Source organism: Variovorax sp. 770b2 (genome assembly GCF_900115685.1).
Taxonomy (GTDB): domain Bacteria; phylum Pseudomonadota; class Gammaproteobacteria; order Burkholderiales; family Burkholderiaceae_C; genus Variovorax.
The window spans coordinates 312,723-338,679 of record NZ_FOXJ01000003.1 but is presented as its reverse complement, the minus strand read 5'-3'; the positions used below and the strand labels follow the sequence as shown (position 1 = coordinate 338,679).

The 25,957-nt window shown below is 66.1% G+C and carries 30 protein-coding genes; 22 read left to right on the top strand and 8 right to left on the bottom strand.

Annotated features, from left to right (window positions below):
• Positions 1 to 2 precede the first annotated feature (2 nt).
• From BM133_RS20830 to BM133_RS20775, 13 genes are all read left to right on the top strand, one after another.
• Positions 3 to 1,211, top strand: a complete 1,209-nt coding sequence (locus tag BM133_RS20830; protein WP_093437807.1) for an efflux RND transporter periplasmic adaptor subunit — start codon at positions 3 to 5, stop codon at positions 1,209 to 1,211.
• Positions 1,208 to 4,393 carry a multidrug efflux RND transporter permease subunit gene (locus BM133_RS20825; RefSeq protein ID WP_093437805.1) on the top strand — a complete coding sequence of 1,062 codons (3,186 nt, stop codon included), beginning with the start codon at positions 1,208 to 1,210 and terminating at the stop codon, positions 4,391 to 4,393. The genes BM133_RS20830 and BM133_RS20825 overlap by 4 nt, the downstream gene beginning before the upstream one ends.
• 29 nt (positions 4,394 to 4,422) lie before the next feature.
• Entirely contained in the window at positions 4,423 to 5,130 is a 708-nt protein-coding gene (locus tag BM133_RS20820; RefSeq protein WP_093437802.1) for a heavy metal response regulator transcription factor, read from the top strand.
• Positions 5,127 to 6,518 carry a heavy metal sensor histidine kinase gene (locus BM133_RS20815; RefSeq protein ID WP_093437800.1) on the top strand — a complete coding sequence of 464 codons (1,392 nt, stop codon included), beginning with the start codon at positions 5,127 to 5,129 and terminating at the stop codon, positions 6,516 to 6,518. The genes BM133_RS20820 and BM133_RS20815 overlap by 4 nt, the downstream gene beginning before the upstream one ends.
• Positions 6,519 to 6,636: 118 nt before the next feature.
• Positions 6,637 to 7,575, top strand: coding sequence for a VTT domain-containing protein (locus BM133_RS20810; protein WP_093437797.1), 939 nt, complete (start codon positions 6,637 to 6,639; stop codon positions 7,573 to 7,575).
• Positions 7,576 to 7,806: 231 nt separating this feature from the next.
• Positions 7,807 to 8,985 (top strand): MFS transporter, encoded by a 1,179-nt coding sequence (locus BM133_RS20805; protein WP_093438256.1) that lies wholly within the window; start codon positions 7,807 to 7,809, stop codon positions 8,983 to 8,985.
• A 279-nt stretch (positions 8,986 to 9,264) separates the two neighbouring features.
• The gene (locus BM133_RS20800; protein ID WP_093437795.1) at positions 9,265 to 10,272 is read left to right on the top strand and encodes a M35 family metalloendopeptidase; all 1,008 of its coding nucleotides are present in this window, start codon (positions 9,265 to 9,267) and stop codon (positions 10,270 to 10,272) included.
• The gene (locus tag BM133_RS20795; RefSeq protein WP_093437792.1) at positions 10,262 to 10,729 is read left to right on the top strand and encodes a hypothetical protein; all 468 of its coding nucleotides are present in this window, start codon (positions 10,262 to 10,264) and stop codon (positions 10,727 to 10,729) included. Before BM133_RS20800 ends, BM133_RS20795 begins: the two co-directional genes overlap by 11 nt.
• A gap of 343 nt (positions 10,730 to 11,072) precedes the next feature.
• Positions 11,073 to 12,437 carry a cache domain-containing protein gene (locus BM133_RS20790; protein WP_093437790.1) on the top strand — a complete coding sequence of 455 codons (1,365 nt, stop codon included), beginning with the start codon at positions 11,073 to 11,075 and terminating at the stop codon, positions 12,435 to 12,437.
• Positions 12,434 to 13,123 carry a response regulator transcription factor gene (locus BM133_RS20785; protein WP_093437787.1) on the top strand — a complete coding sequence of 230 codons (690 nt, stop codon included), beginning with the start codon at positions 12,434 to 12,436 and terminating at the stop codon, positions 13,121 to 13,123. Before BM133_RS20790 ends, BM133_RS20785 begins: the two co-directional genes overlap by 4 nt.
• Before the next feature lie 422 nt (positions 13,124 to 13,545).
• Positions 13,546 to 13,791, top strand: a complete 246-nt coding sequence (locus BM133_RS20780; RefSeq protein WP_256219292.1) for a hypothetical protein — start codon at positions 13,546 to 13,548, stop codon at positions 13,789 to 13,791.
• A gap of 413 nt (positions 13,792 to 14,204) precedes the next feature.
• Positions 14,205 to 14,420, top strand: coding sequence for a hypothetical protein (locus BM133_RS34710; RefSeq protein WP_143100172.1), 216 nt, complete (start codon positions 14,205 to 14,207; stop codon positions 14,418 to 14,420).
• 332 nt (positions 14,421 to 14,752) lie between these two features.
• Positions 14,753 to 15,397, top strand: coding sequence for a hypothetical protein (locus BM133_RS20775; RefSeq protein ID WP_143100171.1), 645 nt, complete (start codon positions 14,753 to 14,755; stop codon positions 15,395 to 15,397).
• A gap of 129 nt (positions 15,398 to 15,526) precedes the next feature.
• Here BM133_RS20775 and BM133_RS35770 read toward each other — a convergent pair whose 3' ends face one another.
• On the bottom strand, positions 15,527 to 15,856 hold the full coding sequence (locus BM133_RS35770) for a DUF6678 family protein (RefSeq protein WP_371286352.1): 330 nt from the start codon (positions 15,854 to 15,856) through the stop codon (positions 15,527 to 15,529).
• A gap of 422 nt (positions 15,857 to 16,278) precedes the next feature.
• On the opposite strand from BM133_RS35770, the gene BM133_RS20765 reads away from it, so the two are divergent.
• Positions 16,279 to 16,926: a DUF938 domain-containing protein gene (locus BM133_RS20765; protein ID WP_093437775.1), complete on the top strand. Its 648-nt coding sequence runs from the start codon at positions 16,279 to 16,281 to the stop codon at positions 16,924 to 16,926.
• A gap of 46 nt (positions 16,927 to 16,972) precedes the next feature.
• On the top strand, positions 16,973 to 17,272 hold the full coding sequence (locus BM133_RS20760; RefSeq protein ID WP_093437772.1) for a hypothetical protein: 300 nt from the start codon (positions 16,973 to 16,975) through the stop codon (positions 17,270 to 17,272).
• Between the two features lie 51 nt (positions 17,273 to 17,323).
• Here BM133_RS20760 and BM133_RS20755 read toward each other — a convergent pair whose 3' ends face one another.
• A complete protein-coding gene (locus BM133_RS20755; protein WP_256219291.1) occupies positions 17,324 to 17,584 on the bottom strand; it encodes a VOC family protein in 261 nt (86 codons plus the stop codon).
• Between BM133_RS20755 and BM133_RS35765 the strand changes: the two genes are divergently transcribed.
• On the top strand, positions 17,547 to 17,654 hold the full coding sequence (locus BM133_RS35765; protein ID WP_371286350.1) for a hypothetical protein: 108 nt from the start codon (positions 17,547 to 17,549) through the stop codon (positions 17,652 to 17,654). The two genes, BM133_RS20755 and BM133_RS35765, sit on opposite strands and share 38 nt — an antisense overlap.
• Before the next feature lie 106 nt (positions 17,655 to 17,760).
• Positions 17,761 to 18,339 (top strand): nucleotidyltransferase family protein, encoded by a 579-nt coding sequence (locus BM133_RS20750; protein WP_093437770.1) that lies wholly within the window; start codon positions 17,761 to 17,763, stop codon positions 18,337 to 18,339.
• Positions 18,340 to 18,359: 20 nt separating this feature from the next.
• On the opposite strand, the gene BM133_RS20745 is transcribed toward BM133_RS20750, so the two are convergent.
• Complete coding sequence (locus tag BM133_RS20745) at positions 18,360 to 18,647, bottom strand: excalibur calcium-binding domain-containing protein (RefSeq protein WP_256219290.1); 288 nt, start codon at positions 18,645 to 18,647, stop codon at positions 18,360 to 18,362.
• Positions 18,648 to 18,753: 106 nt separating this feature from the next.
• Here BM133_RS20745 and BM133_RS20740 point away from each other — a divergent pair, with 106 nt between their 5' ends.
• Complete coding sequence (locus tag BM133_RS20740; RefSeq protein WP_093437766.1) at positions 18,754 to 19,857, top strand: SMP-30/gluconolactonase/LRE family protein; 1,104 nt, start codon at positions 18,754 to 18,756, stop codon at positions 19,855 to 19,857.
• Between the two features lie 91 nt (positions 19,858 to 19,948).
• Positions 19,949 to 20,596, top strand: a complete 648-nt coding sequence (locus BM133_RS20735) for a hypothetical protein (RefSeq protein WP_093437764.1) — start codon at positions 19,949 to 19,951, stop codon at positions 20,594 to 20,596.
• Positions 20,597 to 20,605: 9 nt separating this feature from the next.
• Here BM133_RS20735 and map read toward each other — a convergent pair whose 3' ends face one another.
• The 3 genes from map to BM133_RS20720 form a co-directional block, all read right to left on the bottom strand.
• Positions 20,606 to 21,400, bottom strand: coding sequence for a type I methionyl aminopeptidase (gene map / locus BM133_RS20730; protein WP_256219289.1), 795 nt, complete (start codon positions 21,398 to 21,400; stop codon positions 20,606 to 20,608).
• Positions 21,397 to 21,654: a ParD-like family protein gene (locus tag BM133_RS20725; RefSeq protein ID WP_093437762.1), complete on the bottom strand. Its 258-nt coding sequence runs from the start codon at positions 21,652 to 21,654 to the stop codon at positions 21,397 to 21,399. Before BM133_RS20725 ends, map begins: the two co-directional genes overlap by 4 nt.
• Positions 21,655 to 21,759: 105 nt before the next feature.
• Positions 21,760 to 22,155: a RidA family protein gene (locus BM133_RS20720; RefSeq protein ID WP_093437760.1), complete on the bottom strand. Its 396-nt coding sequence runs from the start codon at positions 22,153 to 22,155 to the stop codon at positions 21,760 to 21,762.
• A gap of 151 nt (positions 22,156 to 22,306) precedes the next feature.
• On the opposite strand from BM133_RS20720, the gene BM133_RS20715 reads away from it, so the two are divergent.
• Positions 22,307 to 23,209, top strand: coding sequence for a LysR family transcriptional regulator (locus BM133_RS20715; protein WP_093437759.1), 903 nt, complete (start codon positions 22,307 to 22,309; stop codon positions 23,207 to 23,209).
• 5 nt (positions 23,210 to 23,214) lie between these two features.
• Positions 23,215 to 23,559: a hypothetical protein gene (locus BM133_RS20710; protein WP_093437757.1), complete on the top strand. Its 345-nt coding sequence runs from the start codon at positions 23,215 to 23,217 to the stop codon at positions 23,557 to 23,559.
• Positions 23,560 to 23,588: 29 nt separating this feature from the next.
• On the opposite strand, the gene BM133_RS20705 is transcribed toward BM133_RS20710, so the two are convergent.
• Positions 23,589 to 24,332, bottom strand: a complete 744-nt coding sequence (locus BM133_RS20705) for an SDR family oxidoreductase (protein ID WP_093437756.1) — start codon at positions 24,330 to 24,332, stop codon at positions 23,589 to 23,591.
• A gap of 101 nt (positions 24,333 to 24,433) precedes the next feature.
• On the opposite strand from BM133_RS20705, the gene BM133_RS20700 reads away from it, so the two are divergent.
• Positions 24,434 to 25,339, top strand: coding sequence for an AraC family transcriptional regulator (locus BM133_RS20700; RefSeq protein WP_093437754.1), 906 nt, complete (start codon positions 24,434 to 24,436; stop codon positions 25,337 to 25,339).
• Here BM133_RS20700 and BM133_RS20695 read toward each other — a convergent pair.
• On the bottom strand, positions 25,336 to 25,932 hold the full coding sequence (locus BM133_RS20695; protein ID WP_093437753.1) for a GNAT family N-acetyltransferase: 597 nt from the start codon (positions 25,930 to 25,932) through the stop codon (positions 25,336 to 25,338). The two genes, BM133_RS20700 and BM133_RS20695, sit on opposite strands and share 4 nt — an antisense overlap.
• Positions 25,933 to 25,957: the final 25 nt, after the last annotated feature.

Here is a 25,957-nt window from a genome sequence, read left to right as displayed (position 1 = left end):
CCATGACGACGACAACCCAAGCCCCCCTTCAGCGCCGCTCGACCTGGGTCGCGGCCGCCACGCTCGTGATCGTGCTGGGCGGCGGCGCCTGGGCGCTCAACCACAACAAGGCCTTCGGCGCCAAGCCCGAAGCACCCAGGACGCCGCCGGTGCAGGTGACCACCGCGCGCGTCACGCCGCAGAACGTGCAGGTCTACCGCTCGGGCATCGGCACCGTCGCCTCGATGGCCACGGTCACGGTCAAGGCGCGCATCGACGGGCAGCTCGACAAGGTCGGCTTCGTCGAAGGGCAGGACGTGAAGGCCGGGCAACTCCTCGCACAGCTCGACCCGCGCACCCTGCAGGCGCAGCTCGCGCAGGCGCAGGCCACCAAGGCGAAGGACGAAGCCCAGCTCGCCAACGCCCGCGCGGACCTGAAGCGCTACACCACGCTCATCGCGCAGGACGCCGCCACGCAGCAGCAGCTGGACACGCAGAAGGCGCTGGTCAACCAGCTCGCCGCCACCGTGCAGACCGACGCCGCGCAGGTGCAGTTCGCCGAGGTGCAACTGAGCTTCACGCGCATCGTCTCGCCGATGAACGGCCGCGTCGGCGCGCGGCTGGTGGACCCCGGCAACATCGTGCACGCGGCGGACACCAACGGCCTGGTCGTCATCAACCAGATCGACCCCATCGCCGTGCAGTTCACGCTGCCCGAAGACGCGGTGCAGGACATCAACCGCGTGCAGCAGCAGAGCAACCAGCCGCTCGCGGTGGTGGCCTACGACCGCGCCGGCAACCAGATGCTGGGCGCCGGCAAGCTCATCCTGCTGAACAACCAGATCGACACCACCAACGGCACCGTGCAGCTCAAGGGCAGCTTCGCCAACCCGCAGCACGCGCTGTGGCCCGGCCAGTACGTCAACGTGCGGCTGGACCTGGACCGCCGGCCCGATTCGCTGACCGTGCCCGCCGCCGCCGTGCAGCGCGGCCAGGACAGCACCTACATCTGGGTGGTCGATGCCGAGAACAAGGTCAACAACGTGCCCGTGCACGTGCTGCAGATCGCCGACGGCGTGGCCGTGATCGACAAGGGCCTGGCGGCCGACCAGCGCGTGGTGGTCGATGGGCAGTACAAGCTCAAGCCAGGCTCCAGCATCGTCGAGCCGCCGCTCGCCAAGAAGGCGGCGGCCGCCACCGCTGCCACCACCCCCAGCGGGAGCGGAAATTGAGCATCTCCGCCGCCTTCATCAAACGCCCCATCGGCACCACGCTGCTGGCGCTCGCCATCCTCCTGGTCGGTGCGGCGGTGTTTCCGCTGCTGCCGGTGGCGCCGCTGCCGCAGGTCGACTTTCCGACGATCCAGGTGTCGGCCAACCTGCCGGGCGCGAGCCCGGAGACCATGGCGTCCAACGTGGCGCAGCCGCTGGAGCGGCAGTTCTCGCTGATCGCGGGGCTCTCGCAGATGACCTCGACCAGTGGCCTGGGCTCCACGCAGATCACGCTGCAGTTCGACCTGGATCGCAGCATCGATGCCGCCGCGCTCGATGTGCAGGCGGCCATCAACGCCTCCACCGGCCAGTTGCCGGCCAACCTGCCGAGCCCGCCCACGTTCCGCAAGGTCAACCCGGCCGATTCGCCGATCCTGATCCTCTCGGTGCAGTCCAAGACGCTGCCGCTCACCGAGGTGAACGACTACGCCGACAACATCCTCGCGCAGCAGATTTCGCAGATCGCGGGCGTGGGCCTGGTCAACATCGGCGGCGCGCAAAAGCCCGCGGTGCGCGTGCAACTCGACCCGACCAAGATGGCGGGCCTCGGCCTGAGCCTGGAGGACGTGCGCACCGTGCTCGCATCGGCCACGGTGAACGCGCCCAAGGGCACGATCGACGGGCCGAACCAGAGCTTCACCGTCTACACCAACGACCAGCTCCTGAAGGCGCAGCCGTGGAACGACGTGCTGCTGGCCTACCGCAACGGCGCGCCGATCCGCGTGCGCGACATCGGCGTGGCCGTGGACGGCCCCGAGAACGCGAAGATCGCCGGCTGGGCCTATGCCGGCGCCGCCGCGCCCGAGGGCAGCACCGTGCAGAACGGCCGCTCCATCGTGCTGGCCATCACCAAGCAGCCGGGCGCCAACGTGATCGAGACGGTGGACCGCATCAACGCCGCGATGCCGCGCCTGAAGGCGTCGATTCCGCCGACGGTCGATGTCAACGCGATCATCGACCGCACGCAGACCATCCGCGCGTCGGTGAAGGACGTGGAGTTCACGCTGCTCCTGACCATCGCGCTGGTGGTGGCCGTGATCTTCGTGTTCCTTCGCAACGTGCCGGCCACGCTGATCCCCAGCGTGACGGTGCCGCTCGCGCTCCTGGGCACGGTGGCGGTGATGTACCTGCTGGGCTACAGCCTGGACAACCTCTCGCTCATGGCGCTGACCATCGCGGTCGGCTTCGTGGTGGACGACGCCATCGTGATGCTGGAGAACATCTACCGCTACGTGGAAGAGGGCATGTCGCCGATGGAGGCGGCCTACAAGGGCGCGGGCGAGATCGGCTTCACGATCATCTCGATCTCGGTGTCGCTCATTGCCGTGTTCATTCCACTGCTGCTGATGGGCGGCATCGTGGGGCGGCTCTTTCGCGAGTTCGCGGTGACGGTCACGCTCACCATCGTGGTGTCGGTCGTCATCTCGCTCACGCTCACGCCGATGCTGTGCTCGCGCTTTTTGAAGAACGAGCATGCGCGCAAGCACGGGCGGCTCTACCAGCTGTTCGAGCGCGGCTTCGACGCCATGCTCAACGGCTACAAGCGCGGGCTGCATGTGGTGCTCGACCACCAGTTCATCACGCTGATGGTCTTCATCGCCACGGTGGCGGCCACGGGCTTTTTGTTCATGGTCATTCCCAAGGGCTTCTTTCCGCAGCAGGACACGGGCTTCATCTCGGGCTTTGCCGAGTCGGCGCAGGACGCCTCGTTCGCCTCCATGAACGCCCGCATGCTGGAGCTGGCCGACGTGGTGCGCAAGGACCCCGACGTGACCGGCTTCGGCATGAACGGCAGCTCCTCCACCTACAACACCGGCAACTTCTTCATCAGCCTGAAGCCCAAGGACGAAGGCCGCAACGCCACCGCCGACGAGATCATCACGCGGCTGCGCCCGCAGCTGGCCAAGGTGCAGGGCGTGAACCTGTTCCTGCAGGCGGGGCAGGACATTCGCGTGGGCGGCCGTTCGTCCCGCACGCAATACCAGTACACGGTGACCGACGCCAACCTGGACGAGCTCAACACCTGGGCGCCGAAGCTGCTGACACGCTTCAGGGAACTGCCCGAGATCACCGACCTCGCATCCGACCAGCAGAACGCCGCCGCGTCCGCGGTGCTCACCATCGACCGCGACCGCGCATCGAGCTTCGGCATCTCGCCCGCCACCATCGACGCGACGCTGTATGACGCGATCGGCCAGCGGCAGGTGGCGCAGTACTTCACCCAGCTCAACAGCTACCACGTGGTGCTGGAGGTAACGCCCGCGCTGCAGCAGGACCCGGCGCTCTTCAGCAAGCTGTACCTCACCTCGCCGCTCACCGGCCAGCAGGTGCCGCTCTCGACCTTCGTGAAGGTGGACACCAGCAAGACCGCGTACCTCTCGATCAGCCACCAGGGCCAGTTCCCGGCGGTGACGATCTCGTTCAACCTCGCGCCGGGCCATGCGCTGGGCGATGCGGTCAACGCCATCAACAAGGCGCAGGCCGACATGGGCCTGCCGCAATCGCTCAGTGGTTCGTTCCAGGGCACGGCGCAGGCCTTCCAGGATTCGCTGTCCTCGCAGCCCTACCTGATCGCCGCGGCGCTGGTGGCGGTGTACATCGTGCTGGGCCTTTTGTACGAGAGCTACATCCACCCGCTCACGATTCTCTCGACGCTGCCCTCGGCCGGCGTGGGGGCGCTGTTGATCCTCATGGCGGGGGGCTACGACCTCAGCGTGATCGCGCTGATCGGCATCATCCTGCTCATCGGCATCGTGAAGAAGAACGGCATCATGATGATCGACTTCGCGCTCAAGGCCGAGCGCGAGCAGGGCATGGCGCCGCAGGAGGCGATCTACCAGGCGTGCCTCTTGCGCTTCCGCCCGATCATGATGACCACCATGTGCGCGCTGCTCTCGGGCCTGCCGCTGATGCTGGGCCACGGCTCGGGCTCGGAGCTTCGCCGGCCGCTGGGCTACGCGATGGTCGGCGGGCTGATACTCTCGCAGGCACTCACGCTGTTCACCACGCCGGTGGTCTACCTGTACCTGGACCGCGCCCACTACTGGTACCTGCGCCGCAAGGAAGCGCGCACGGCCCGCAAGGCCCTCAAGGGTGCAGTCGGGGGCGAAGAGACCCCGCCGGTGGCCGAAGCGCACGGCTAGGTGCCAGCCGAATGGAGCGAGACAAAAGCATGAAGATCCTGATTGTCGAAGACGAGCTGAGAACCGCGGACTACCTCTCCAAGGGGCTGACCGAGCAGGGCTGCACGGTCGACATGGCGCACAACGGCATCGACGGCCAGCACCTGGCGCTCACGCACGAGTACGACGTGATCGTGCTGGACGTCATGCTGCCGGGGCAGGACGGCTTCGCGGTGCTGCGCGCGCTGCGCGCCGTCAAGGAGACGCCGGTCATCATGCTCACCGCCCGCGACCGCGTGGAAGACCGCATCAAGGGCCTGCACGAAGGCGCGGACGACTACCTCATCAAGCCCTTCTCGTTCCTCGAACTGCTGGCCCGCCTGCAGGCGCTGAACCGCCGCGGCCGCAAGCAAGAGCCCGTGCAGCTGCGCATCGCCAACCTGCAGATCGACCTGCTCGCGCGCAAGGCTTTTCGCGGCGCGACGCGCATCGACCTCACGGCCAAGGAGTTCGCGCTGCTGGCCGTGCTCGCGCGCCGCCAGGGCGAGATTCTCTCGAAGACCGCCATCGCCGAGCTGGTGTGGGACATGAACTTCGACAGCAACACCAACGTGGTCGAGGTGGCCATCAAGCGGCTGCGCGACAAGATCGACGTGCCCTTCAGCCCCAAGGTGCTGCACACCATCCGCGGCATGGGCTATGTCATGGAACTGCGGGACACCGAGAACGAAGCACAAGGGGAGGGCGGCGCCCTGTGAAACTCGAGAAGGGCTCCATCACCGCGCGGCTGGTGGCGATGTTCGCGGTGGTGGCGCTGGCCACCTTCGCGCTCATCGGCGCCGCGCTGCACGGCGTGCTCGCGCGCGAGCTGGAGCGCCACCAGTACGAAGAGCTCGACACCACCGTCAAGAGCCTGCAGTTCTGGATCCAGGCCATCGGCACGCCCGAGCGCTGGTCGCGCGTGCAGGCCCGCATGGACGCGCTCACGCCCGAAGACGGCAGCGTGCGCTTCTGGGTGCTGAGCGACGACCCGCGCTTCCAGTACGGCAAGGGCCTGGCCGAAATCGATGGACTTACCCGCGAGGCCAACGGCCGCAGCACCGACATCCTCCTGCCGGGGCAGGAGCGGCCGTTCCGCACGCTCTCGGTCCACGTGCCGCCGTTCGAGAACCGGCCGGCGGTGCGGCTCATCGTGGGGCGCAACTCGGAGCCCTACGAACGCACGCGCGAGACCTTCCTCACGGCCCTGCTGGCCCTGGGGCTGGGCGGCGTGCTCGTGGTGGCCTTGGCGGGCTACTGGATCGCCCGCCTGGGGCTGCGGCCGCTGGAGCGGCTGTCGGGCGAGGCGCTGGCGCTGCGGCCCAAGACGCTGTCGCAGCGCCTGCAGACGACGGCGCTGCCGGTCGAGCTCTCGGCGCTCGCCGAGGCTTTCAACGGCGCGCTCGCCCGGCTCGAAGAGGCCTACGGCCAGCTGGAGGCCTTCAACGCCGACGTCGCGCACGAACTGCGCACGCCGCTCGCCAACCTCATCGGCAGCACGCAGGTCGCGCTCTCCCGCCAGCGCAGCGCGGGCGAGTTCCAGGAGGTGCTGCAGGCCAACCTGGAGGACCTGGAGCGGCTGCGCTCCATCATCAACGACATGCTGTTCCTCGCACGCGCCGATCGCGGCGAGGTGGCCACCGGGCTCGTGCTCACGCCCGTGGCGCAGGAGGTGCGCAAGACCATCGACTTCTTCGAGTTCGTGCTCGACGAAAGCGGCTCGCGGGTCGGCATCGCGGGCGACGTGCAGGCCCAGGCGCGGCTGGAGAGCGCGCTGTTCCGCCGCGCCATGTCGAACCTGCTGCAGAACGCCATCGAGCACTCGCGGCCGGGCGCGCAGATCACCGTCACGCTGCGGGAGGAACCGGCTGCGACCTGGATCGCCGTGTCGAACCCCGGCGCGGCCATCGGCGAGCAGCACCTGCAGCACCTGTTCGATCGCTTCTACCGTGTGGATGCCGCCCGCAACGACGGCGGCGAGCACCACGGCCACGGCCTGGGCCTGGCCATCGTCAAGGCGGTGGCGAGCATGCATGGCGGGCAGGTCAGCGCATCGAGCGAGGACGGGATGAACACCTTCGCTTTCAGCGTCTCGCGGGCCGGCTGAAACGGCGTTCTCGAATGGCCTGCGCCCGATACGTTCTTGGGCCATGCCGGACAATCGGGGTTCGCATGAACCCCGCTCCCACCCCGCACCCGCTTGGCGCATCGACCGAAAGGCTGGCATGGCACAGCTGATGTCGCTGCTGGTGCAGAACGCGATCCTCGTGGTGTTCGTCGCCAGCTTTGCCGCACGCCTGGGGCTGCCGGTGCCGGCCGCCGCGGTGCTGGTGGTCACGGGGGCGCTGCTGGCGGCGGGCGATGTGTCGGTCATCGGCGTGGTGCTCGCCGCGGTCATCGCCAACCTGCTGGGCGACGGCGCCTGGTTCTACGCGGGCCGCCGCTTCGGCTACCGCTTCATGCGCCTTTTGTGCCGCATCTCGCTGTCGCCCGACTCGTGCGTGCGGCGCGGCGAATCGCTCATCACCGACTGGGGCGGCCTGTCGCTGGTGGCCGCCAAGTTCGTGCCGGGCGTCTCGGTGGTGGCGCCGCCGATGGCCGGCGCGCTGGGCATGTCGGTGCGGCGCTTCATCGGCTTCGACGTGGGCGCCGCGCTCATCTGGACGGGCCTGTTCCTGGGCCTGGGCTGGGCCTTCCGAAACCAGATCCAGGAAGTGCTCGCCGTGCTGGCGCAGGCCGGCGGCATTGCCACCGCGGCGATCGCGGTGCTGCTGCTGGTGATCCTGGCCGTGCGCTACTGGCGCCGCCGCGCCTTCATGCGGCTCACCGGCATGCCGCGCATCTCGGTGGACGAGCTGTACGACATGCTGGGCGGCGAGGAGCCCCCCTTGATCATCGACGTGCGCGGCAAGGCCGGCGTGCAGGTCGATCCGCGCCGCATTCCGGGTGCGCTGCCCTACACGCTCAAGGCGCTGCAGCACCGCCACCTGGACCTGGCGATCGACCCGAACCGCGACGTGGTGCTGTACTGCAACTGCCCCAACGAGGTGTCGGCCGCGCAGGCGGCGCGCGTGCTGCTGGCGCGCGGTGCGCGGCGCGCCTTGCCGCTCACCGGCGGGCTCGATGCCTGGGTGGCCTCGGGCCGGCCCACCAGCCTGCATTGATTGAGCCTGCGCCTGCAGGAATCGAACGCGCGTGCTAAGGTGACTCGGGGCCGGGTTAACCCTTGGCACCCCCCTCTTTTCGCTCCCACCGCTCCCCAGTTACCGAGGCCTCCAGTGCCACTCCCCGACGCTCCCACCCCCACCGCGGCGAACATCGCCCGGGCCGACAAGGCCCACAGTGCCAGCCATGGCGGCGCCTCCTCCGCGCCACCCCCCGCGCAACCTCCCGCGCTGACACCCGCACTGACCTTCGTCTTCGCCGTGGCCTGCGGCCTGTGCGTGGCGAACATCTACTACGCCCAGCCGCTGATCGGCCCGATCTCCGATGCGCTGGAGCTTCACGCGGGCCTGGCCGGCCTGATCATGACGCTGACCCAGCTGGGCTACGGCGCGGGCCTCCTGCTGCTGGTGCCGCTGGCCGACGTGGTCGAGAACCGGCGGCTCATCATCGGCGCGCTGTTCGGCGCGGTCATCGGGCTGGTGGGCATCGCGCTCTCCAATTCGGCCGTGACCTTTCTCGCGGCATCGTTCGTGGTCGGCGCCTGCGCGGTCGCGGCGCAGGTGCTGCTGCCCTTTGCCTCGCACCTGGCGCCCGAGGCATCACGCGGCAAGGTGGTCGGCAACATCATGGCGGGTCTCCTGGGCGGGATCATGCTGGCGCGGCCCTTTGCGAGCATGGTGGCCGCGAGCCTGGGCTGGCGCGCGCTGTTCTGGATCTCGGCCGTGCTCATGGCCTCGCTCATCGCCGTGCTGTGGCGCGTGCTGCCCGAGCGCCGGCCGCATGCGTCCATCGGCTATGCGCGCACCATGGCGTCGCTGCCGGGCATCGTGTGGAACACGCCGCTCTTGCGCCGCCGCGGGTGGTACCAGGGAATGATGTTCGCGGCCTTCCAGGCCTTCTGGACGGCCGTGCCGCTGGCGCTGGTGCATGAGTTCGGGATGGGACAACGCGGCATCGGCCTCTTCGCGCTGGCGGGTGCGGCGGGCGCCTTGCTGGCCCCGGTCGCGGGGCGGCTGGCCGACCGTGGATGGACCCGTCCCGCGACGGGCGCGGCCATCGTCGTCGCGCTGCTGTCCTTCGTGCTGGGCGCCGTGTCGATGCACTTCCATTCGCTGGCCGGGCTGGTCGCAGCCGGCATCCTGCTCGATGGGGCGGTGCAGCTGTGCCAGGTGCTCAACTTCCGCAGCCTCTTCATGCTGGCGCCTGAACTGCGCGGCCGGCTCAATGGCCTCTTCATGACGTTCATCTTCATTTGCGCCGCGGTGGCTTCGGGCATTGCGGCCGCGGTGTATGCGTTCCACGGCTGGACCGGGTTGTGCCTGCTGGGGGGTGGGTTTGTGTCGATGGCCTTGCTGCTGTACCTGACGGAATTCCGACGCCGGCCCGTGCCTTTGGCAGTCGGCGGATAAGCGGGACTGCCGCCGGCACGCGATGAATCCACCGGGCTTCTCGCGAAAGATCCCCGTCACGCAGATGGACGCCGAAGGTGGTGCGGATCAGGAGGCGCTGATGGAGGGGCTGGGCGAGCGCGGCTTGCTGCCGCAAAACAAAAACTCCGGACGGACCGACAGGCCCCCGAGCGAAATCCCGCGATAGCGAGGAAAACGCCCAACCCGATTGACGTTGGGCAACAGTGTCATTCGGTGCATCGACCTAAAACCTGAAGTCCAGAACTTCGGGAGCAGGAAATGTTGCGCAGAACTCTTGTGGTCGGCGATCCGCCGATCTGCGGCGGCCGGGTGCTGCCTTATGTCGGTGCACTGAGCTCGACCATCCACGGCCATCAGGTCGCCTTGATAGGCGGCCGAGCCTATTGCGAGGGATGCCACAGCGTCGGCATCATCGCCAAGGCCGGCGGCCCGCGACGCGAGGGCTTCATCTCGGAGGTCGCGTTGGCTGGAGATGTGGTCATGTGCCAATGTCCTCGGCCGCAGCCCATCGCCTCCATGCTTCAAACCACCTCCTGCCATGACGATCTGTGGCACGGCGCCGACGGGGAGCCGCCACCCGATGACGTGATGGCTCTTGCGCTCGTGGATGAACACGCCGGGCGCATCGGCATGAAGAGGCTGGTGGACGACGGCGTGAAGCATCCGCCGGAGGCTGAGCAGACCGAAAACATCTGCCCGGACATGACGAACAAGGCGTTCTGTACTTTGGTGCTGGACCTGCGGGACAAGGCGGTATCGCTCATCGAGAAAAAGCGGCTGCCGGAGCTGGAGCGCTGGGGAGAGCTCGAGCAGCTTCGGGTGAAAGACTGGTTCGGTGCGTCGGATCAACCGATGCGCGAGTACCTGAGAACGGGCCTCGTCGCTTGCGCGCGGGTGCTTCGCGCTTTGAATTGCAGCAACTTCGTTCGCTTTTCCGAGACCGCGTTGAAGAACGTGGGCTGCATACTGCCGCGCAATGCCGAAGACGCTGCTGCGGCGGTCTGCAAGCCGGATACCAGAACTCGCACCATCGCGATCAACCTGAAGTTCTGTGAGCTTCGTCCGCTTTCCGCAGACGAGGACTCGATGCTTTCGACATTGATTCACGAAGTCACTCATTTCGACGACTGCTTCTGCAGCTTCGACACCCTCTACTACCTGCGCTCGAGTCGGGCCGCAGCGAAAGCGGAGCCTGAAAAGATGAAGACCAACGCAGACAGCATTGCCGGCTACATCGTCTGGGGCGAGGTGTTCTATGCAAGCTAGAGCGCTCGCATCGATCCTTCTTTTCGCGGCTTGTGCTTGCGCATCGGCATGCCAACGCATCGTTCAGGTCCCGCTGGCCTTCACCGATGGTTCAGCCGATCTCGACAGCGCCCAGGTCGTCAAGCTGGTTGCATGGATCGATCGCGCCCAATCGATGTTCGCGAGATACATCGATGCCTCTGTCGAAACGGGGGCGTCGATCGAGGCGACGGGAACGTCCCTCGCCGCGACACAGGCGCTGGCGCGCAGGCGTGCCGAGAACACCGGGCGTGCGCTGCGCATCCTGCTCCCTGTGGAGTTGCCCATCAGGCTCTCCTCGCATGCCTATCGGGAGAGAAAGCAGCTTGGCGTGTCGAGCAACGATTTCGCATCGGTGCAGCTCTATCCGGACGCCATGGCCTTGGACCTGCCGGACTGCAACCCGCAGCCGCTTCCCGGGTTCAGGGAGGAGCGCTGAGATTTGCCTGAGGGCATCGAGCCCCCAGATTTCACCGTCGTCCGGTGCGGCTGACGATCAGTCCCATCGCGTCATCGCGTCATCGGGCAGGACAGGATCAGTCGCTCCGTGAGAGGCGAATTGCTCCAGCCGGGCAGGGCGCGCTTCCGATAGGACTCCTGCGGCTTTCCTTGCGCACGGCCCTTGGTGCATAGCTCCATGCTTCATCCTTCATTGGTTGGCGTGCCTGTGTTGTAGGCCGATCCGGCGCGGCGCACTGTCAACCAACGTCACCGCATGGACTTTTTCCTCGAACCCGCGGACCAATTCTCCCACCCCTCCCCAGTGGTAGTCTTCCTCCCCCATGAACCTCCGCACCAAGATCGTCGCGCTGGCCGTCGCCCCGCTGCTCGTCGCACTGGTGCTCGTGGCCCTCGCGGTGCGGCACCAGGAGCACGACCTCGCACAGCGCGAGCGCGCCCTCATCGAGCGCAGCTACATGGCCCAGCGGCGCAGCGAATTGCGCAGCTACGTCGAGCTGGCCGTGAGCAACCTGCGGCCGCTGTACGACTCCGGCCAGGACGACGAGGCCACCCGCAACGAGGCCCTGCGCCGCCTCGCCGCGCTCGACTACGGCGACGACGGCTACTTCTTCGTGTACGACCTGGAGGGCAACTCCCTCATGCATTCGCGCCAGCCCGAGCTGGTCGGCCAGAACCTCTGGGGCATGCGCGATTCGCACGGGCGCTTCACCATCCAGGAGCTCATCAAGGGCGCGAAAGAAAACGGCGGTGCCTACGTCGAGTACGAATGGCGCAAGCCCTCCAGCGCGCAGATGGCGCCCAAGCTGGGCTACGTGACGACGCTGCCGCGCTGGAACTGGATGGTCGGCACCGGCCTGTACCTGGACGACATCGAATCGACCATGGACGCGCTGGACAAGCAGATGAACGCCAACGTCACCGCCACGCTGCTGTGGATCGCGGGCATCGCGGCGCTGTGCCTGGGCGTGGTGAGCGCGGCGGGCCTCTTCTTGAACCTCAGCGAACACCGCGTGGCCGAAGCCAAGCTGCGCCTCCTCGCGCGCCGCGTGGTGCAGTCGCAGGAAGAAGAGCGCGGCCACCTCGCGCGCGAGCTGCACGACGGCACCAGCCAGACGCTGGTGTCGGCCAAGCTGCTGATCGAATCGGCCGTCGATGCGCTCGGCCGCGACCACCAGCCCGCGCCGCCGGCGCTCGGCAAGGCGCTGCAGCGCCTCAATGATTCGCTCATCGAGGTGCGCCGCATCTCGCACCGCCTGCGCCCCGCGCTGCTCGACACGCTGGGCCTGCCCGCCGCGCTGGAGCGCCTGGGCCACGAGTTCGGCGAAGAGGGCAGCATCGACGCGTCCATCATGGTCGAGGGCGAGCCCTTCGAGCTCTCGCAAGAGGCCAAGACCGCGCTCTTTCGCGTGACGCAAGAGGCGCTCACCAACGTGCGCAAGCACGCGGAGGCGCACCGCGTGCACATCTCGCTCGGCTTTACCGACGAGGCCGTGCGGCTGGAGGTGAGCGACGACGGCGTGGGCTTCGACGTCGAGGCGATGCAGCTGGACCCCAGCCACGGCATCGGCCTTCGCAACATGCGCGAGCGCATCGAGGCGATCGGCGGGCGCCTGGCGATGCGCTCGGGCCGCGGCCACACATCCATCGAGGCCGAGGTGCCGGCCCACAGCGCGAGGCCGGAATGACAGCAGCAGCAGCAGCAGCACCATCGGCAGCGCAGCCACCCAAGCCCATCCGCCTCTTCATCGTGGACGACCACCCGCTCGTGCGCGACGGCCTGCGCGCGCGCCTGGGCGCCATGCCCAACCTGGAGATCGTCGGCGAGGCCGGCAGCGGCGCCGAGGCGCTCGCGCTCATCGACACGGTGCGGTGCGACCTCATGCTGGTCGATGTCGGCATGAAGGACATGAACGGCATCGACCTGGCCGCGCAGGTGCTGCAACGCGACCCGGGCCAGGCACTGCATCCCGCGCCGCACATCGTGATGCTCAGCATGTACGACAACCCCGAGTACGTGCAGAAGGCCATGCAGGTGGGCGCGCGCGGCTACGTGCTGAAGGACGCGCCCGCGGCCGAGATCGTGGCCGCCATCGAGGCGGTGTCGGCGGGCGGCACGTTCCTCAGCCCAGCGGTCTCGAAGAAGCTCTTTCGCAACCAGGCGCCACGCCCGCTGCTCACGCCGCGCGAGAGCGAGATCCTCACCGCGCTCGGACGGGGCGAATCGAGCAAGCAGATTGCGCGCGACCTGTCTTTGAGCGTGCGCACGGTGGAGGCGCACCGCCAGAGCATCAAGCGGCGGCTGGGCATCGAAGGGCAGGCGGAGCTCATCAAGTACGCGGTGGAGCATGCGCGGGAGTTCGGGCAGAGGTGATTGGCTGTCGATCGTGACTGGCTGATTTGCCCGTGGCGGACGCGCCGTTTTTGCAGCTGCCGACGCTGCGAAAAGTGAACTGCAGGAGCGCTCTGTCAGGGCTTTGTGTATTGCTGCTTTTGTGCGGCGATTAGCTGCGCAATTCGAGAATTACTCGGCAGAATTTTTTGCTGCGCGGGGCTGAGGTTCTCTACAGTGAATGCCCTTGTGACTCGATGACCCACCAAGTGGGCGACGAAGGCAGCACACGCAAACACACCGAACAGAGATCAATGAGCAGATGAACCGCTCCGCTTCACGGCGGGCTGTCGCGGCGATGAGCAGCGATGCGAACGTGAGGCACAAAAGGCGACGGCCACGGTGCGCGAACACCATGACCGTCTAACCGCATGACGTGCATAACCTTTAAGAAAGCACAACACATGGCTGATCGAATTATGTCCCGGGGTCCCCGGACGAACTCTTCCAACGCATCCGCGCAAACCGCATCGGATGTTCTTGAGAACAAGCTGGAGCAACTGCACACGCTGCTGTGGTGCTGCTACGGCTCAGACGATGGATGGTTCGAGGAGGTGGGGCCAGCGCATCGGGAGAACCTGGTGTGGCTTGCTTCTGATCTCGCGCAGGATGCGAAGGCGTTGTATCAGGAGGTGGGACCGATCGGGTAAGGGCTCGGGGCGCCAAGTGTTCATCGCGGCTTGGCGCTCACTTTAGATTTTGAACGGGACTCGCGATGACGTTCGCGTGCAGCGATTGGCGACGTTCGGAGGGATCGGGAGAATAGGTACCATCGGCCAATTGCAGACGTTGCTCGTGTCCCCGCGCAACAACTTGGCTTCGCCTCGATGCAAATCAAAAGCGGCCCCGCCACACCACAACTTAAGGCAGACGGATGCTTCGATTTCTTGGGTTGCTCTGCTTTTCCGCCTGCGCTGGCGTAGCCTTGGCGACCGCCGGTACCTGTGGAGTTGGCTTGTTCGCGGGAACATTCGCTTGGTGCGGACTCCCTTTCTATTGGATCGTAGGATTTCCGATAGCAATTCTGTGTGCCCTGGTCTTCGGTCTGCCCGCATACGCGGCGATGAAACGTTGGAACCTCAAACGTTGGTGGCAATTTGCTCTTGGCGGCCTTTTGCTTGCCGTTCCATTTTGGAACGAGCTTGCCATGCCGTTCGACTCCGTACGCTGGGCTCAGTCGGGGCTGTTCGATTCGCTTAACTATCTTGGTTCAGGCGCAGTTGGAGGTCTGGTCTTTTGGCTGCTTGCTGTTCGAAACACACAGAATGGAAAGCCTTGATCTGCACTTAGAGAAGAGCTCACGGGGTCCAGTCCCAATCTTCGGGCAATACGTACTCAATACCGAATAGATTGTCGGGAACACTACCTGAGCCAGCGGCGAGAGGCCGCTTTGGAGCGAATCGAACTTCGGCTTTGGGCCCGAAGCGGAAGTTCGCCTTCGTCGAAAGCGGACATTGAGCAGAAATTGCTCCACTGCTCAACGGTGATGTGGTTGTCCAAGACGCCAACGGGCGGGGACAGTGAACCAGCGCATAAAGCACTGCCCCTGCATCGCGCGCCCTTAGCCAGACAGACCATCCGGTTACAGTCGCGTTGATGGGAGGTACAGCGATGGTCAAGATCTCGGGAGTTGCGGCAATTTCTCTCTCCGTCCTGGTGTGCGCAAGTAGTGCGTTGGCAGACACGGAGACCGAGCTTCTACCTAGGGACATCGGACGTGGTGTTCATATCTCTGTGCCGCGCGAGTGGCGTTCACAGCATGCTCTAGTCGAAATGGAGGAGCGCATTCGAGCGGCCGACGCAGGAAAGCCGGGGATTGCTGGAACGGTTGGCGACCAGGTGAAAACCAAGGCGGTGCTGCTGGCAGTAGGGCAGTTCGAGGACCGTACGTCATCGCAGATCAAAGTGACGAGCCAACAGCCCCCGACCATTACCCGGGCGTACATCGCCGGGGCAACGGACGAAACGCTGAAAGCCCTGGCCCCTCGCATGGAGGACTATTTGAGGGAGTACGCGCGTCACTTGGGCAACACATTAATCTCGGTGACTCCAATGCGGGTAGTCACGTTCGGTGGCCAGCGTGCCCTCACCAGCGAGTCGGTGCGTACATCGAAGTACGGGAACCTAGTTCAGCGCCAATACATCGTCGCAACGCCGACGCAGACGCTGCTCTTCACCCTGGTGTTCCAGGAAGCCGAAGCGGCAATGCAGCGGCCGCTGTTCCAGCGCGTGGAGCAGTCCGTGCGGGTGGACTGAGGGCAGGCGACGTAACTACGAGGCTGGACTGGGAATGTCTTGCTCCGGCTAGGAACTTCACGATGAGCCATTTCCGCAATGGTCTGGGCCGACTACCAGCCGTGTAGTTGAGCGTCTGGTGTTGGCCGCTTACTGCCATTCTGGTTGTAGACCGGGCCGCGTATAACCCCAAACCCGCACAACGCCAGCTTCAAGCGAGTACGGAATGCTGTGACGCCGGAGGGTGTCGCATAGCCAGGTCGAAGAGGCGGCTTGTAGCTCCATCCACTCCAAGTCTGCAACGGGATGGACTTGATAGTAAAACTCGCCGTCCCACGCAGTGCAGAAGTCCGGCGGCGCGAACACGCTGCGAGCCCGGAACTGAGGGCGCTGTTCAGAAGGCGCCGCGAGCATCTCGGTCCGAAGCTCCGCCCACTTTGTGTGATTGAGCATTGGATGCAGCTCACCGCGCTGAACCATGGCTGCCAGTCGTTTCATATCCGCCTCGCTCGGTCGAGGCATCGTCTGGGGACCCCATTCAAATTTATGTTCGACGCTCACGCGATCCCTTCAAGTTCAGGATTCATCTCCGGCCGAATTCTGCCGCGCCTCCCAAGTTCCGCTTCTGGCCGATAGTACCCATTCGCCATATGGCACCAAAAATCAGCAACCAGTCTGAAGCGGCCTCTTGCTTAGCCGGTAAATGGCCCGCAGACCGTCTTGTCTTCAGGACGAAAGCTACGCCGCGTGCCTCGGCGCGCATGTCGCGACCATCCATCGCCCGCTGATCCGACGATGCCTCGGTGCCCGGTAAGATTCACGCGCATGTGACCGTGGCGATTCAAAAGAGAAGAGCGCTGCCGCCAGCGCTCGATTGCCCCAACCAGATGCCCGCTCTTCAAATGCTCGACCTTCCCTGCAGCCCAGCCGCCGACCGCAACAAGCAGCCGATCCTCGATGCCTTTGCCCGCATCGTCGGCGAGCAAGGCACCGTGCTGGAAATCGCCTCCGGCACAGGCCAACACGCCACATGGTTCGCCGCCTCCATGCCCCAATGGACCTGGCAACCCACCGACGCAGACCCCCGCACGCTCCCCGCCCTCGCAGCCCGCGTCGCAGAAGCCGCACTCCCCAATCTCCGTCCACCGCTCCTCCTCGACGTGATGTCACCTCAATGGCCATCGCAGGGCCACGCGTTCGCTGAAGGAGGAGAAGGAGGGGAGGGGGAAGAACAAAAGTTCGACGCCATCTACTGCGCCAACATGCTGCACATCGCGCCCTGGCCCACATGCGCCGCCCTGATGCAAGGCGCCGCGCGGCATCTGCGTCCTGGCGGGTTGCTGATCACCTACGGGCCTTACCTCGAAGACGACGTGCCGACAGCGCCGAGCAACACGGCGTTCGACGAAGACCTGCGCGCCCGCAATGCCGCATGGGGCATCCGCCGCCTGGAAGACGTGGCGGCCGAGGCGCGCCGCGCAGGCCTCGCGTTGCGCGAGCGGCATGCGATGCCTGCGAACAATTTGCTGTTGGTCTTCAGCTTCCAGTGAATACTGCGGACCTACGCTCCCAACACCACCCGACCCAAACAAGCCCATGAAAAGCCTCGCTGCTGAAGTTGTCAGATACCTCTGGGCACTGGTGTTCCTGGCCGACGACACGTTTCGCGACGAAAACTTTGTCGCCGACGAGATCGAGCGGGTCAGCTTCGAAATGTCTGACCAGTACTCACCCGAGGAGCAGCAGGCCGTCATGACGGAAGCTCGCGCTTGGCTGGCCGCTGCTACTGCAGAGCCAGACGCCGATGGGTACACACCGCGAAGACTGTTGACTCCCGAGCAACGCGAATTTCTTGAATCTCTGGCTACCGGGGCCTTCATGAATGCTGCCGGCTGAAAAGTTTCAGTCGGCCATTAGCGGGCCGAGGGCGGCCCCTCGTCGCGTTGATCAACCGGGGTTGTACTGCGCCGCGACATCCAACACCCACACCACCCCGAACCGGTCCTTCAACATCCCATACAGCGCGCACCACTGCGATGCGGCAATCGGCTGCAACACCGTCGAGCCCTCGGCCAGCTTCTCCCACAGCGAAGCGATCTCTTGCGCCGTCTCGCCGCGCACCGAAACGTAGAACGCGTTGTCGCCCTGTTGCCTGCGGGAGGACTTCCGGATGTTCCGCGCCGAGCGCATCCAGGATGTGCAGGCCACCGGCGCGAGCTTCAGGCCGCAGCGGGTGGCGTTGCTGCGGCGGTATCTGGCCGAGCTGGCGGAGCGTTAGGGCTTGGTAGCGTTGGCGGCGTTACGGCTGCTGTTCGCAGGACACTTGTGGTTGTTGCCCCTCCGCCAATTTCCACTGCGCTTGTTGGCTCTCCTACCTTTACCCCATGCAAGAACGCTTCCTCTCCGACATCCTCCAGAACAGCAACAACCGAACCATCCTCGAGCGATGGAACGCCTTGTCGCTCCCAGACGGATGGTTGGTCGCCGGCTGTCTTTTTCAAACGGTGTGGAACCTGCGCTCGGGCAATGCGCCGGAAGCAGGCATCAAGGACTACGACCTGTTCTACTTCGACGCCAGCGACACGAGCGAGGCAGGCGAGCGTCGCGTGCAAGCGCAAGTGGACGAAGTGCTCGGCGATCTCGGCATCACGGTCGAAGCTTCGAACCAGGCGCGCGTTCATCTCTGGTACGAGTCGTACTTCGGTCACCCCTACGAGGCACTGCGCAGCGCCCGCGACGGGATCGATCGCTTCCTTGTTCCGGCGACATGCGTCGGCGTCCGGCCAGGCGAGCTCTACGCGCCGAACGGCCTTGTCTTGTTGTACGACGGCGTGCTGACGATGAATCCGCTGATGCCGCATCGCGATCTGTTCGGCGCGAAGGCTGCGTCGTATCGCACGCGGTGGCCGTGGTTGCAGGTTCAGCCGGATGGTGTCCCGCACGTCGCGGCTGCTTCACGCTAAGCGTTCGGCGCAACGCCTTCTCAACGGCACCACTGTTGCTCGCAGGGAACCCCGTCGTTGTTCCCGTCCATCTTCACGCCGGGGCAGTTCTTCAGGAAGTAGGTCGCCTCCGCGCAAGAGGTCATCTGCGAGCAGTACTTGCGCCCGTCGCACGAGAAGTTCGCCGCTGCAGTCGAAGGGGCCGGCTTGCTGGAGAAATTGAGCGCCGCCGGCTGCTCGCTCTGCATGGCCGAAAGCCGCTTCGCCTGGTAGTGCTCATAGCCTTTCCAGGCACCGAAAGCCAAAAGCGCAATCACGAGCAGTCGCATCATGTTCGGTCTCCTCCGCCTCCGGGCGTGTGCGCGCGAGCTTACTTGAGCCCAGCGAAAACAGCCAGAATCGCAGCTCCTTCAAAGAGCGAAGAAGAACAGACACATGCTGAAGAAAACCCTCGCCCTGCTCGCCCTCCTGCTCCTCGCAGCCCTCGCCTACCTCGCCCTCTGGCCCGTCCCCGTCAAGCCCGTCGTCTGGTCCGCGCCCGCCGACCTCGGCTACACCGGCGCCTTCGCGGTGAACGACCATCTGGCCCAGCTCAACATGATCGACCTCGGCCGCGAAGAGGGCCCCGAGCACATCGCCATCGGCCCCGACGGCAAGCTCTACACCACGGTGCTCAGCGGCAACATCCTTCGCATGAAGCCCGACGGCACCGCGCAGGAAGTGTTCGTCAACACGGGCGGGCGCGTGCTGGGTTTCGACTTCGATGCGAGCGGCAATCTCATCGCGGCCGACGCCATCAAGGGGCTGCTGTCGGTGAGCCCTTCCAAGCAGATCACCGTGCTCACCAACCAGGTCGACGGCCAGCCGATCCGCTATGCCGACGGCGTGGTGGTGGCGCGCAGCGGCACGATGTATTTCACCGATGCATCGACGCGCTTCTCGCCGGCCGAGTGGGGCGGCACCTTCGAGGCCAGCGTGCTCGACATCCTCGAGCAATCGGCCACGGGCCGCGTGCTCGCCTACGACCCGGCCGCCAGGACGACGCGCGTGGTCGCGCGCGGCCTGGCGTTCGCGAACGGCATTGCATTGAGCGCCGACGAAAAAAGCCTGTTCGTCGCCGAGACGGGCAAGTACCGCGTCTGGAAGATCAACATCGAGGCGCGCGATCTCGATGCCGCCGCGGGCACCAACCCGCAGGCCGCCGTTCTGCTCGACAACCTGCCCGGCTACCCCGACAACCTCATGCGCGGCCTCGACGGCAAGCTCTGGGTGGGCCTGGTGAAGCCGCGCAACCCGACCATCGACAAGCTGGCAGACAAGCCGTTCCTCCGCAGCGTGACGATGCGCCTGCCGCGCGCGCTGTGGCCGGTGCCCAAGGCCTATGGCCACGTGGTGGCGTTCAGCGAAGACGGCAAGGTGCTCGCGAGCCTGCAGGACGCGACGGGCGCCTACCCCGAGACGACGGCCGTCACCGAGACGCGCGAGCGGCTCTATGTGCAGAGCCTGCATGCGAAGGGGCTGGGCTGGTTGAAGCGCTAGGGCCTGTCGATACGAACGCGCTGCGGCCGATGGCGCAACGCCGGGTCCGCTGCCTGCGACAGAATCACGGCTTCACGAGAGCCACATCCCCATGTTCTTTTCTCGCAAACCGAAGCCGCCTCCTTCCAGGCTCATCCAGCTCCACGAGTACCTCGACCTGCTGCAGGGCGGCACCGAGGAGCTCGCCCCCAGCGATGCCGTCAAGCGCAGTGCGGTGGCGCTTGCGCAGAGCCTTCGTGAGCCGCTGCGGCTGAAGGACTGGGCGGCGCCCGAGCTCGCGCAGGTCTTCGCCCGGCGCGCCAAGGCGCACGATGCGCTGCTGGTGCATGTGCCGCTGGACATTCGCGATTGCTTCTTCATCGTCATCTTCAGGAATGGCGCATCGACCGCGCAGGAGCACCTGGTCTTCGACATCGGCGCGGAGTACCAGACGCCCATGCTGGACTGTCCCGATTTCGGTGTGACGGAGCAAGCGAACGAAGCCAACATCCGCCACTGGGTCCCGTTGCTGAAGGACGAGGCATCTGCATTCGCCGTCATCGAGTTGCGCGGTGGAACGTACATGCAGGTGTATGCCGATGCCAAGGGCTTTCATCTGGAGCACCAGCTGGTCACCACGGGAGCGCACTATCACAGCGTCGAACCCTTGAGCGCCGAGGCGGCCGTCGACACGCTGGTGTCCTATGCGTGCGGAAAGTACGAATGGGCCTACAAGCGCTGGGAGTGGCTCGCGCTGTAGGCGTTTTTTTCAGACCGGTGCGTAGGCGCCCGTGCCCCCTGGCCAGGCCGTGAGCACCTCGTATCCCCCGGGCGTGACGGCCACCATGTGTTCCCACTGGGCGGAGAGGGACCTGTCCTTCGTCACGACGGTCCACCCGTCGGGCATTTGCCGGGTGTCGCGCTTGCCTGCGTTGAGCATCGGCTCGATGGTGAAGACCATCCCCGGCGCCAGCGTGAGGCCTTGCCCGCGCTGCCCGTAGTGCAGCACCTGCGGCTCGTCGTGGTAGATCTGGCCGATGCCGTGCCCGCAGTATTCGCGCACCACGCTGAAGTGCTCGCGCTGCGCGACCGACTGGATGGCATGGCCCACATCGCCCAGCGTCGCGCCGGGCCTGACCTGCCGGATGCCGGCCAGCATGGCTTCGTAGGTCGTCTCCACCAGCCGCCGCGCCAGCACGCTGGGCTCGCCTACGAAGAACATGCGGCTGGTGTCGCCGAACCAGCCGTCCTTGATGACGGCGACATCGATGTTGACGATGTCGCCCTTCTTCAGGATCTTGTCGGCCGAGGGGATGCCGTGGCACACCACCTGGTTGACGGAGGTGAGGATGGTCTTCGGATACCCCTCGTACCCCACGTTGGCAGGAACGGCGCCCTGCACGTTCACGATGTGGTCGTGGCAGATCCGGTCGAGCGCTTCGGTGCTCACGCCCGGCACGACGTGGGGCTCGATCATGGCGAGCACCTCCGCCGCAAGCTGGGCGGCCCGTCGCGACATCGCGAGTTCTTCTGCGGACTTGATGGGAACGCTGCCGCCGGTCACTGGGGCTTTCCGTTCGACGATGAGCGCGGTTTGCCAGCCGGGGCCGTGGCGGCTGCGGTGATGTCCAGGCCCCCCGACAGTTCGGCCTGGATCAGCAGTTGGCAGACCTCCCGGTAGTCCAGCTCCGGGTGCATCTCGGTCAGCATGCCGACCCGCATCCAGTGCTCTGCCTGCGAATTGATGGACCTGCTGAGGGCGTTGCCCGCCACGCGAAGGTTCTCATGCATCAGGTCCGAAATCTTGACGATGCCCATGGGCTACCTCTATATGAAACGTATATGCATTATATACATTGCATATAGTCTGGCGTCGTCCGGGCAGGCGGGGCGCGAGGAGGCTCCGGAGGCCGCTCGCGCCAATCAATCGGTATGCGCCACCGCCTTGATCTCGATCAGCTGGTGCGGAAACGCCAGCGCCGTCACGCCGACCAGCGTCACCGCCGGCCGATGCGTTCCCATGTACGCCTTGAACACCGGCACCAGTGCCTCCGTGTGCGCTTGCGGGTCGGTCACGTAGATCACCAGCTCGGCAAGGTTCGTCTTCGTCACGTGGAATCCCGCGAGCACGCGGTCCAGGTTGTCCAGCGTCTGCCGGGTCTGCACGGCGATGTCGCCTTCGCCGACGAATGCGCCCTGCATGTCGTGCGAGAACTGCCCCGAGATGTAGATCGTGCCGTTCACGCTGTACCCTTGGCCGACGCCGAAGGTCTCTTCCCATGGCACGCCGTGGCTGTAGAGGGCGGGCTGCTGTTTCATAAGCGCTTTCTTTCTTTCTGTTCTGGAGAGTGATGAACGACTGTAGTCACGCCATTGGCGAAGCGGCTTCTACACAGACGCGAAGAACTTTCCACATCGCCGACCAGAACGATCACCACCATCACCACGGCCACGGCCACGGCCACCACCCATGCTGCGTGCGAACCTGAACGAGATCCTGGTCTTCCTGGCCGTCGTCGACGAGGGCAGCTTCATTGCCGGCGGACAGGCCATGGGCCTCACGCGGTCGGCCGCGGGCAAGGCGGTGAGCCGGCTGGAAGACCGGCTCGGCGTGCGCCTCTTGAACCGCACGACGCGCACGTTGAGCCTCACCGACGAAGGCCGGGTGTTCCACGCGCGCGGCCTGCAGATCCTCTCGGCGGTCGACGAAGCCGAGGCGAGCGTGGCGGGCCGCAGCGGCACGCCGCGCGGCGTGCTGCGCCTGACCGTGCCCGATGCCTTCGGCCGGCTCGTGGTGCTGCCGCTGCTGCAAAAATACCTCGCGGCCTGGCCCGAGCTGCAGGCCGAGGTGAGCTTCGCCGATCGCGTGGCCGACATCGTCGAGGACGGCTTCGACCTGGCCGTGCGCATCGGTGCGCAAGAGGCCAGCGCCGACACGGGGCTCGTCTCCCGCGTGGTCGCCAAGTACAAGGCCGCGCTGTGTGCTTCGCCCGCCTACATCGCCGGGCGTGGCGAGCCGCAGGACATCGATGCGCTCGCGGCACACGACTGCCTGTTCTTCAGCAGCCGCAATCAAAGACAGAGCTGGCGCTTCCGGAGTGACGATGGCGCGTGGGTCAAGGCCCAGGGCCGCAGCCGCCTGCGGCTGGACAGCGGGGAGGCCCTGCGCGATGCCGCCGTCGCGGGACTGGGCATCGCGCTGCTTCCGGATTTCCTGGTGGCGGACGACCTGGCCGCGGGCCGCCTGCAGCAGGTGCTGCCGGGTCTCGATGCAGGGGACGTGAAGATCCTCGCGCTCTATCCGACACGGCGCCTGCTGGAGCCGCGCGTCAGGCGGTTCATCGACCTGATGGTCGAAACGCTGGGTACCTGAAGCGCATGCGCACGCTGATCGACATCTCGGTGTGGTTCCTGATCGGCATCGCGGTGGTCCCGCTGCTGCTGCTGGGCCTCTACGTGCTTGCCGACCACTTCGAGCTCAAGCTCGCCGATCGGCTCCTGGACCTGGCCGTCCGGCTCCTGAAGCTGCAGTGGTTCAGCGGCGGCCTGCTGAACGCCGTGGGGGGCCTCGCGATCGCTGCGCTGGGGGTCTGGGCGGTGCTGCACTTCGCGCCGCTGCTGCACCGGCTCCCGGCCGCCTTGCTGGTGCCGTTCGGGCTCTGGCGGACCTGCCTGGGCGTGGCGGTGCTCAGGGAACTCTGGAAGGCGGACGAGTCGCCCTGAACACCCGGTGACCCGCGCGGCGGGCAAGGTCACTGCGCCCCGGAGAGTGCGAGGGCGTCCGCGCCCGCCGGATAGCGCAGCTTGGCGCTCGCATCGTTCGCAGCACGCCACACGGCTTCGGCCACGTCGTTTGCGGTGGTCACTGCCGCCGGGTTGCCCAGCGTCGCGAAGATGGACTGCGCCAACGGCGCATACGCCTCGGGAATCAGACCCTGCATGCGCTGCGCTCCGTTCTCCGTGAAGCGCGTGCCCGGCCCATAGCCCGGCGCCACGAGCTTCACGCGAACGCCGAAGGGTTCGAGCTCGAACGCGAGCGATTCGGTGAAGCCCTCGATCGCGGTCTTGCTCGCGGTGTATGCCGCCACCAGCGGCATGGGCGCCAGCGTGACGGTCGAGGTCACGTTGATCACCAGCCCCGATTGGCGAAGCCGGAACTGCGGCAGCACGGCCTGGGTCATCGCCATCATGCCGAACGTGTTCGTCTCGAAGATCTCGCGCACGGTGGCCATCGGCGTCGCCTCGAACGCGCCGAAGAGACCCAGGCCCGCGTTGTTCACGAGCACGTCGATGGGGCCGGCAGCGTCGAGCGCGGCGGCGATGCTCTCGGGTTTCGTCACGTCCAGGGGCAGCACGCGCAGGCGCTCCGAGCGGGGCAGGAGTTCGGCGCGCGGCGTGCGCATGGTCGCGACGACATGCCAGCCTTGCGCATGAAAGTGGCGCGCGGTTTCCAGGCCGTAGCCAGACGAGCAGCCGGTGATCAGGACGGTCTTCATTGGGATTTCCTTGGTGAGTGAATGGAAGATGCGTCACGATATCGGCGATGGGCAGGACTTTCTATAATCATCAGTCCATCATTTGTTTGCAGGAGTCCTGAATGGCTGATCCCCTTGCAGAGGTCGTCTCGCTGCTTCGGCCGCGCGCGGTGTACTCCAAGGTCATCAGCGGCGCCGGCGCGTGGGCCGTGCGTTACTCGGCCTTCGGCGAGCCAAGCTTCTGCACGATGCTCGAAGGCGAATGCGTTCTCGCAGTCGATGGGCAGGAGCCCCTCACGCTCTCGGCCGGCGACTTCGTGCTCATGCCGTTCACGCCCGGGTTCACGATGTCGGGCCTCACACCGGACGTGCCGGCGGTCCCGGTCTTCGTGAACCCCAAGCTCGCACCCGCGCCGGTCGACGACATCCGCCACGGCAGGCGCGAAGGCCCGCCGGACGTGCGCATGCTCGGCGGCTACTTCGCGTTCGATTCGCCGGATGCCGCGCTGCTGGCCTCGCTGCTCCCGACGCTGCTGCACGTGCGCGACGTCGGGCGGCTGTCGGTGCTCGTGCAGCTTGTGAGGGAAGAGTCGCTCGAAGCGAAATCGGGGCGCGACCTGGTGCTCGAACGATTGGTCGAGCTGCTGCTGATCGAAGCGCTGCGCTCCACACCCGGCGAAGGCGCGCCGCCGGGGCTGCTGCGTGGGTTGGCGGACGCGCGGTTGTCCATCGCGCTACGGCACCTGCACGGCGACCCGGCGCAGCCGTGGACGGTCGCCGAGCTCGCGAAGAAGGCGGCGCTGTCGCGGTCGGCGTTTTTCGAGCGCTTCTCGCGCGCCGTCGGGCTGCCGCCGATGGAGTACCTGCTGGCCTGGCGCATGGCGGTGGCGAAGGACCTGCTCGCTCGCAACGACTTCGGTATTGCGGAAGTTGCCGAACGCGTGGGCTACGGGTCGGCCAGCACGTTCAGCACGGCGTTCAGCCGGCATGTGGGGCAATCGCCGGGGCGCTATGCGCGGCAGCACTAGCCTGCGCTGGTGCTCTGGAGCGCGATGCGAAATCGCAGCTCCGGCGTGCCCCCCAGCTCCGGCGTCTTGATGAACGCTTCCACGAGCACGCCGCCATTGGCGCGAATGACGTGCTGCGAGGCCAGGTTGTCCGGACTGGTCGTGATCTCGACATAGCCCAGCCCAATGGAAGCGGCCTCCGGCAGCAGTGAACGCAACGCCTCCTTGGCGTACCCCCTGCCGCTTTTCCATGGCACGACGGCGTACCCGATGTGGCCGAGGCAATAGGAGGGCAGGCTGTTCGTGCCGGGCTGCCAACGCAGGCCGATGCTGCCGCAGAACTCGCCGTCCCACAGCCACCGCCGATAGCCAGGCAGGCGCGGGACCTGGGTGCCATCGGGGAGCGTGACTTGCGGGCCCATGGCTTCGCGGTCCACGAGGCTCTTCAGGAAGCCGTCGGGATCCGCCCGTATCAGCAGGAGTTCTTCCTGCGCGGCTTCGGGCCGCAGGTTGTTGGGCGACCATCCGCGTTCGAGCGCGGCGACGTAGCCCGCCAGGTGCGCGTGTGACGGCCAGACGAGTTGTACCGGTGAAGTGGCTTCGGAAATTGGCATGGGATCGATTTTCGGCGAGAGGACC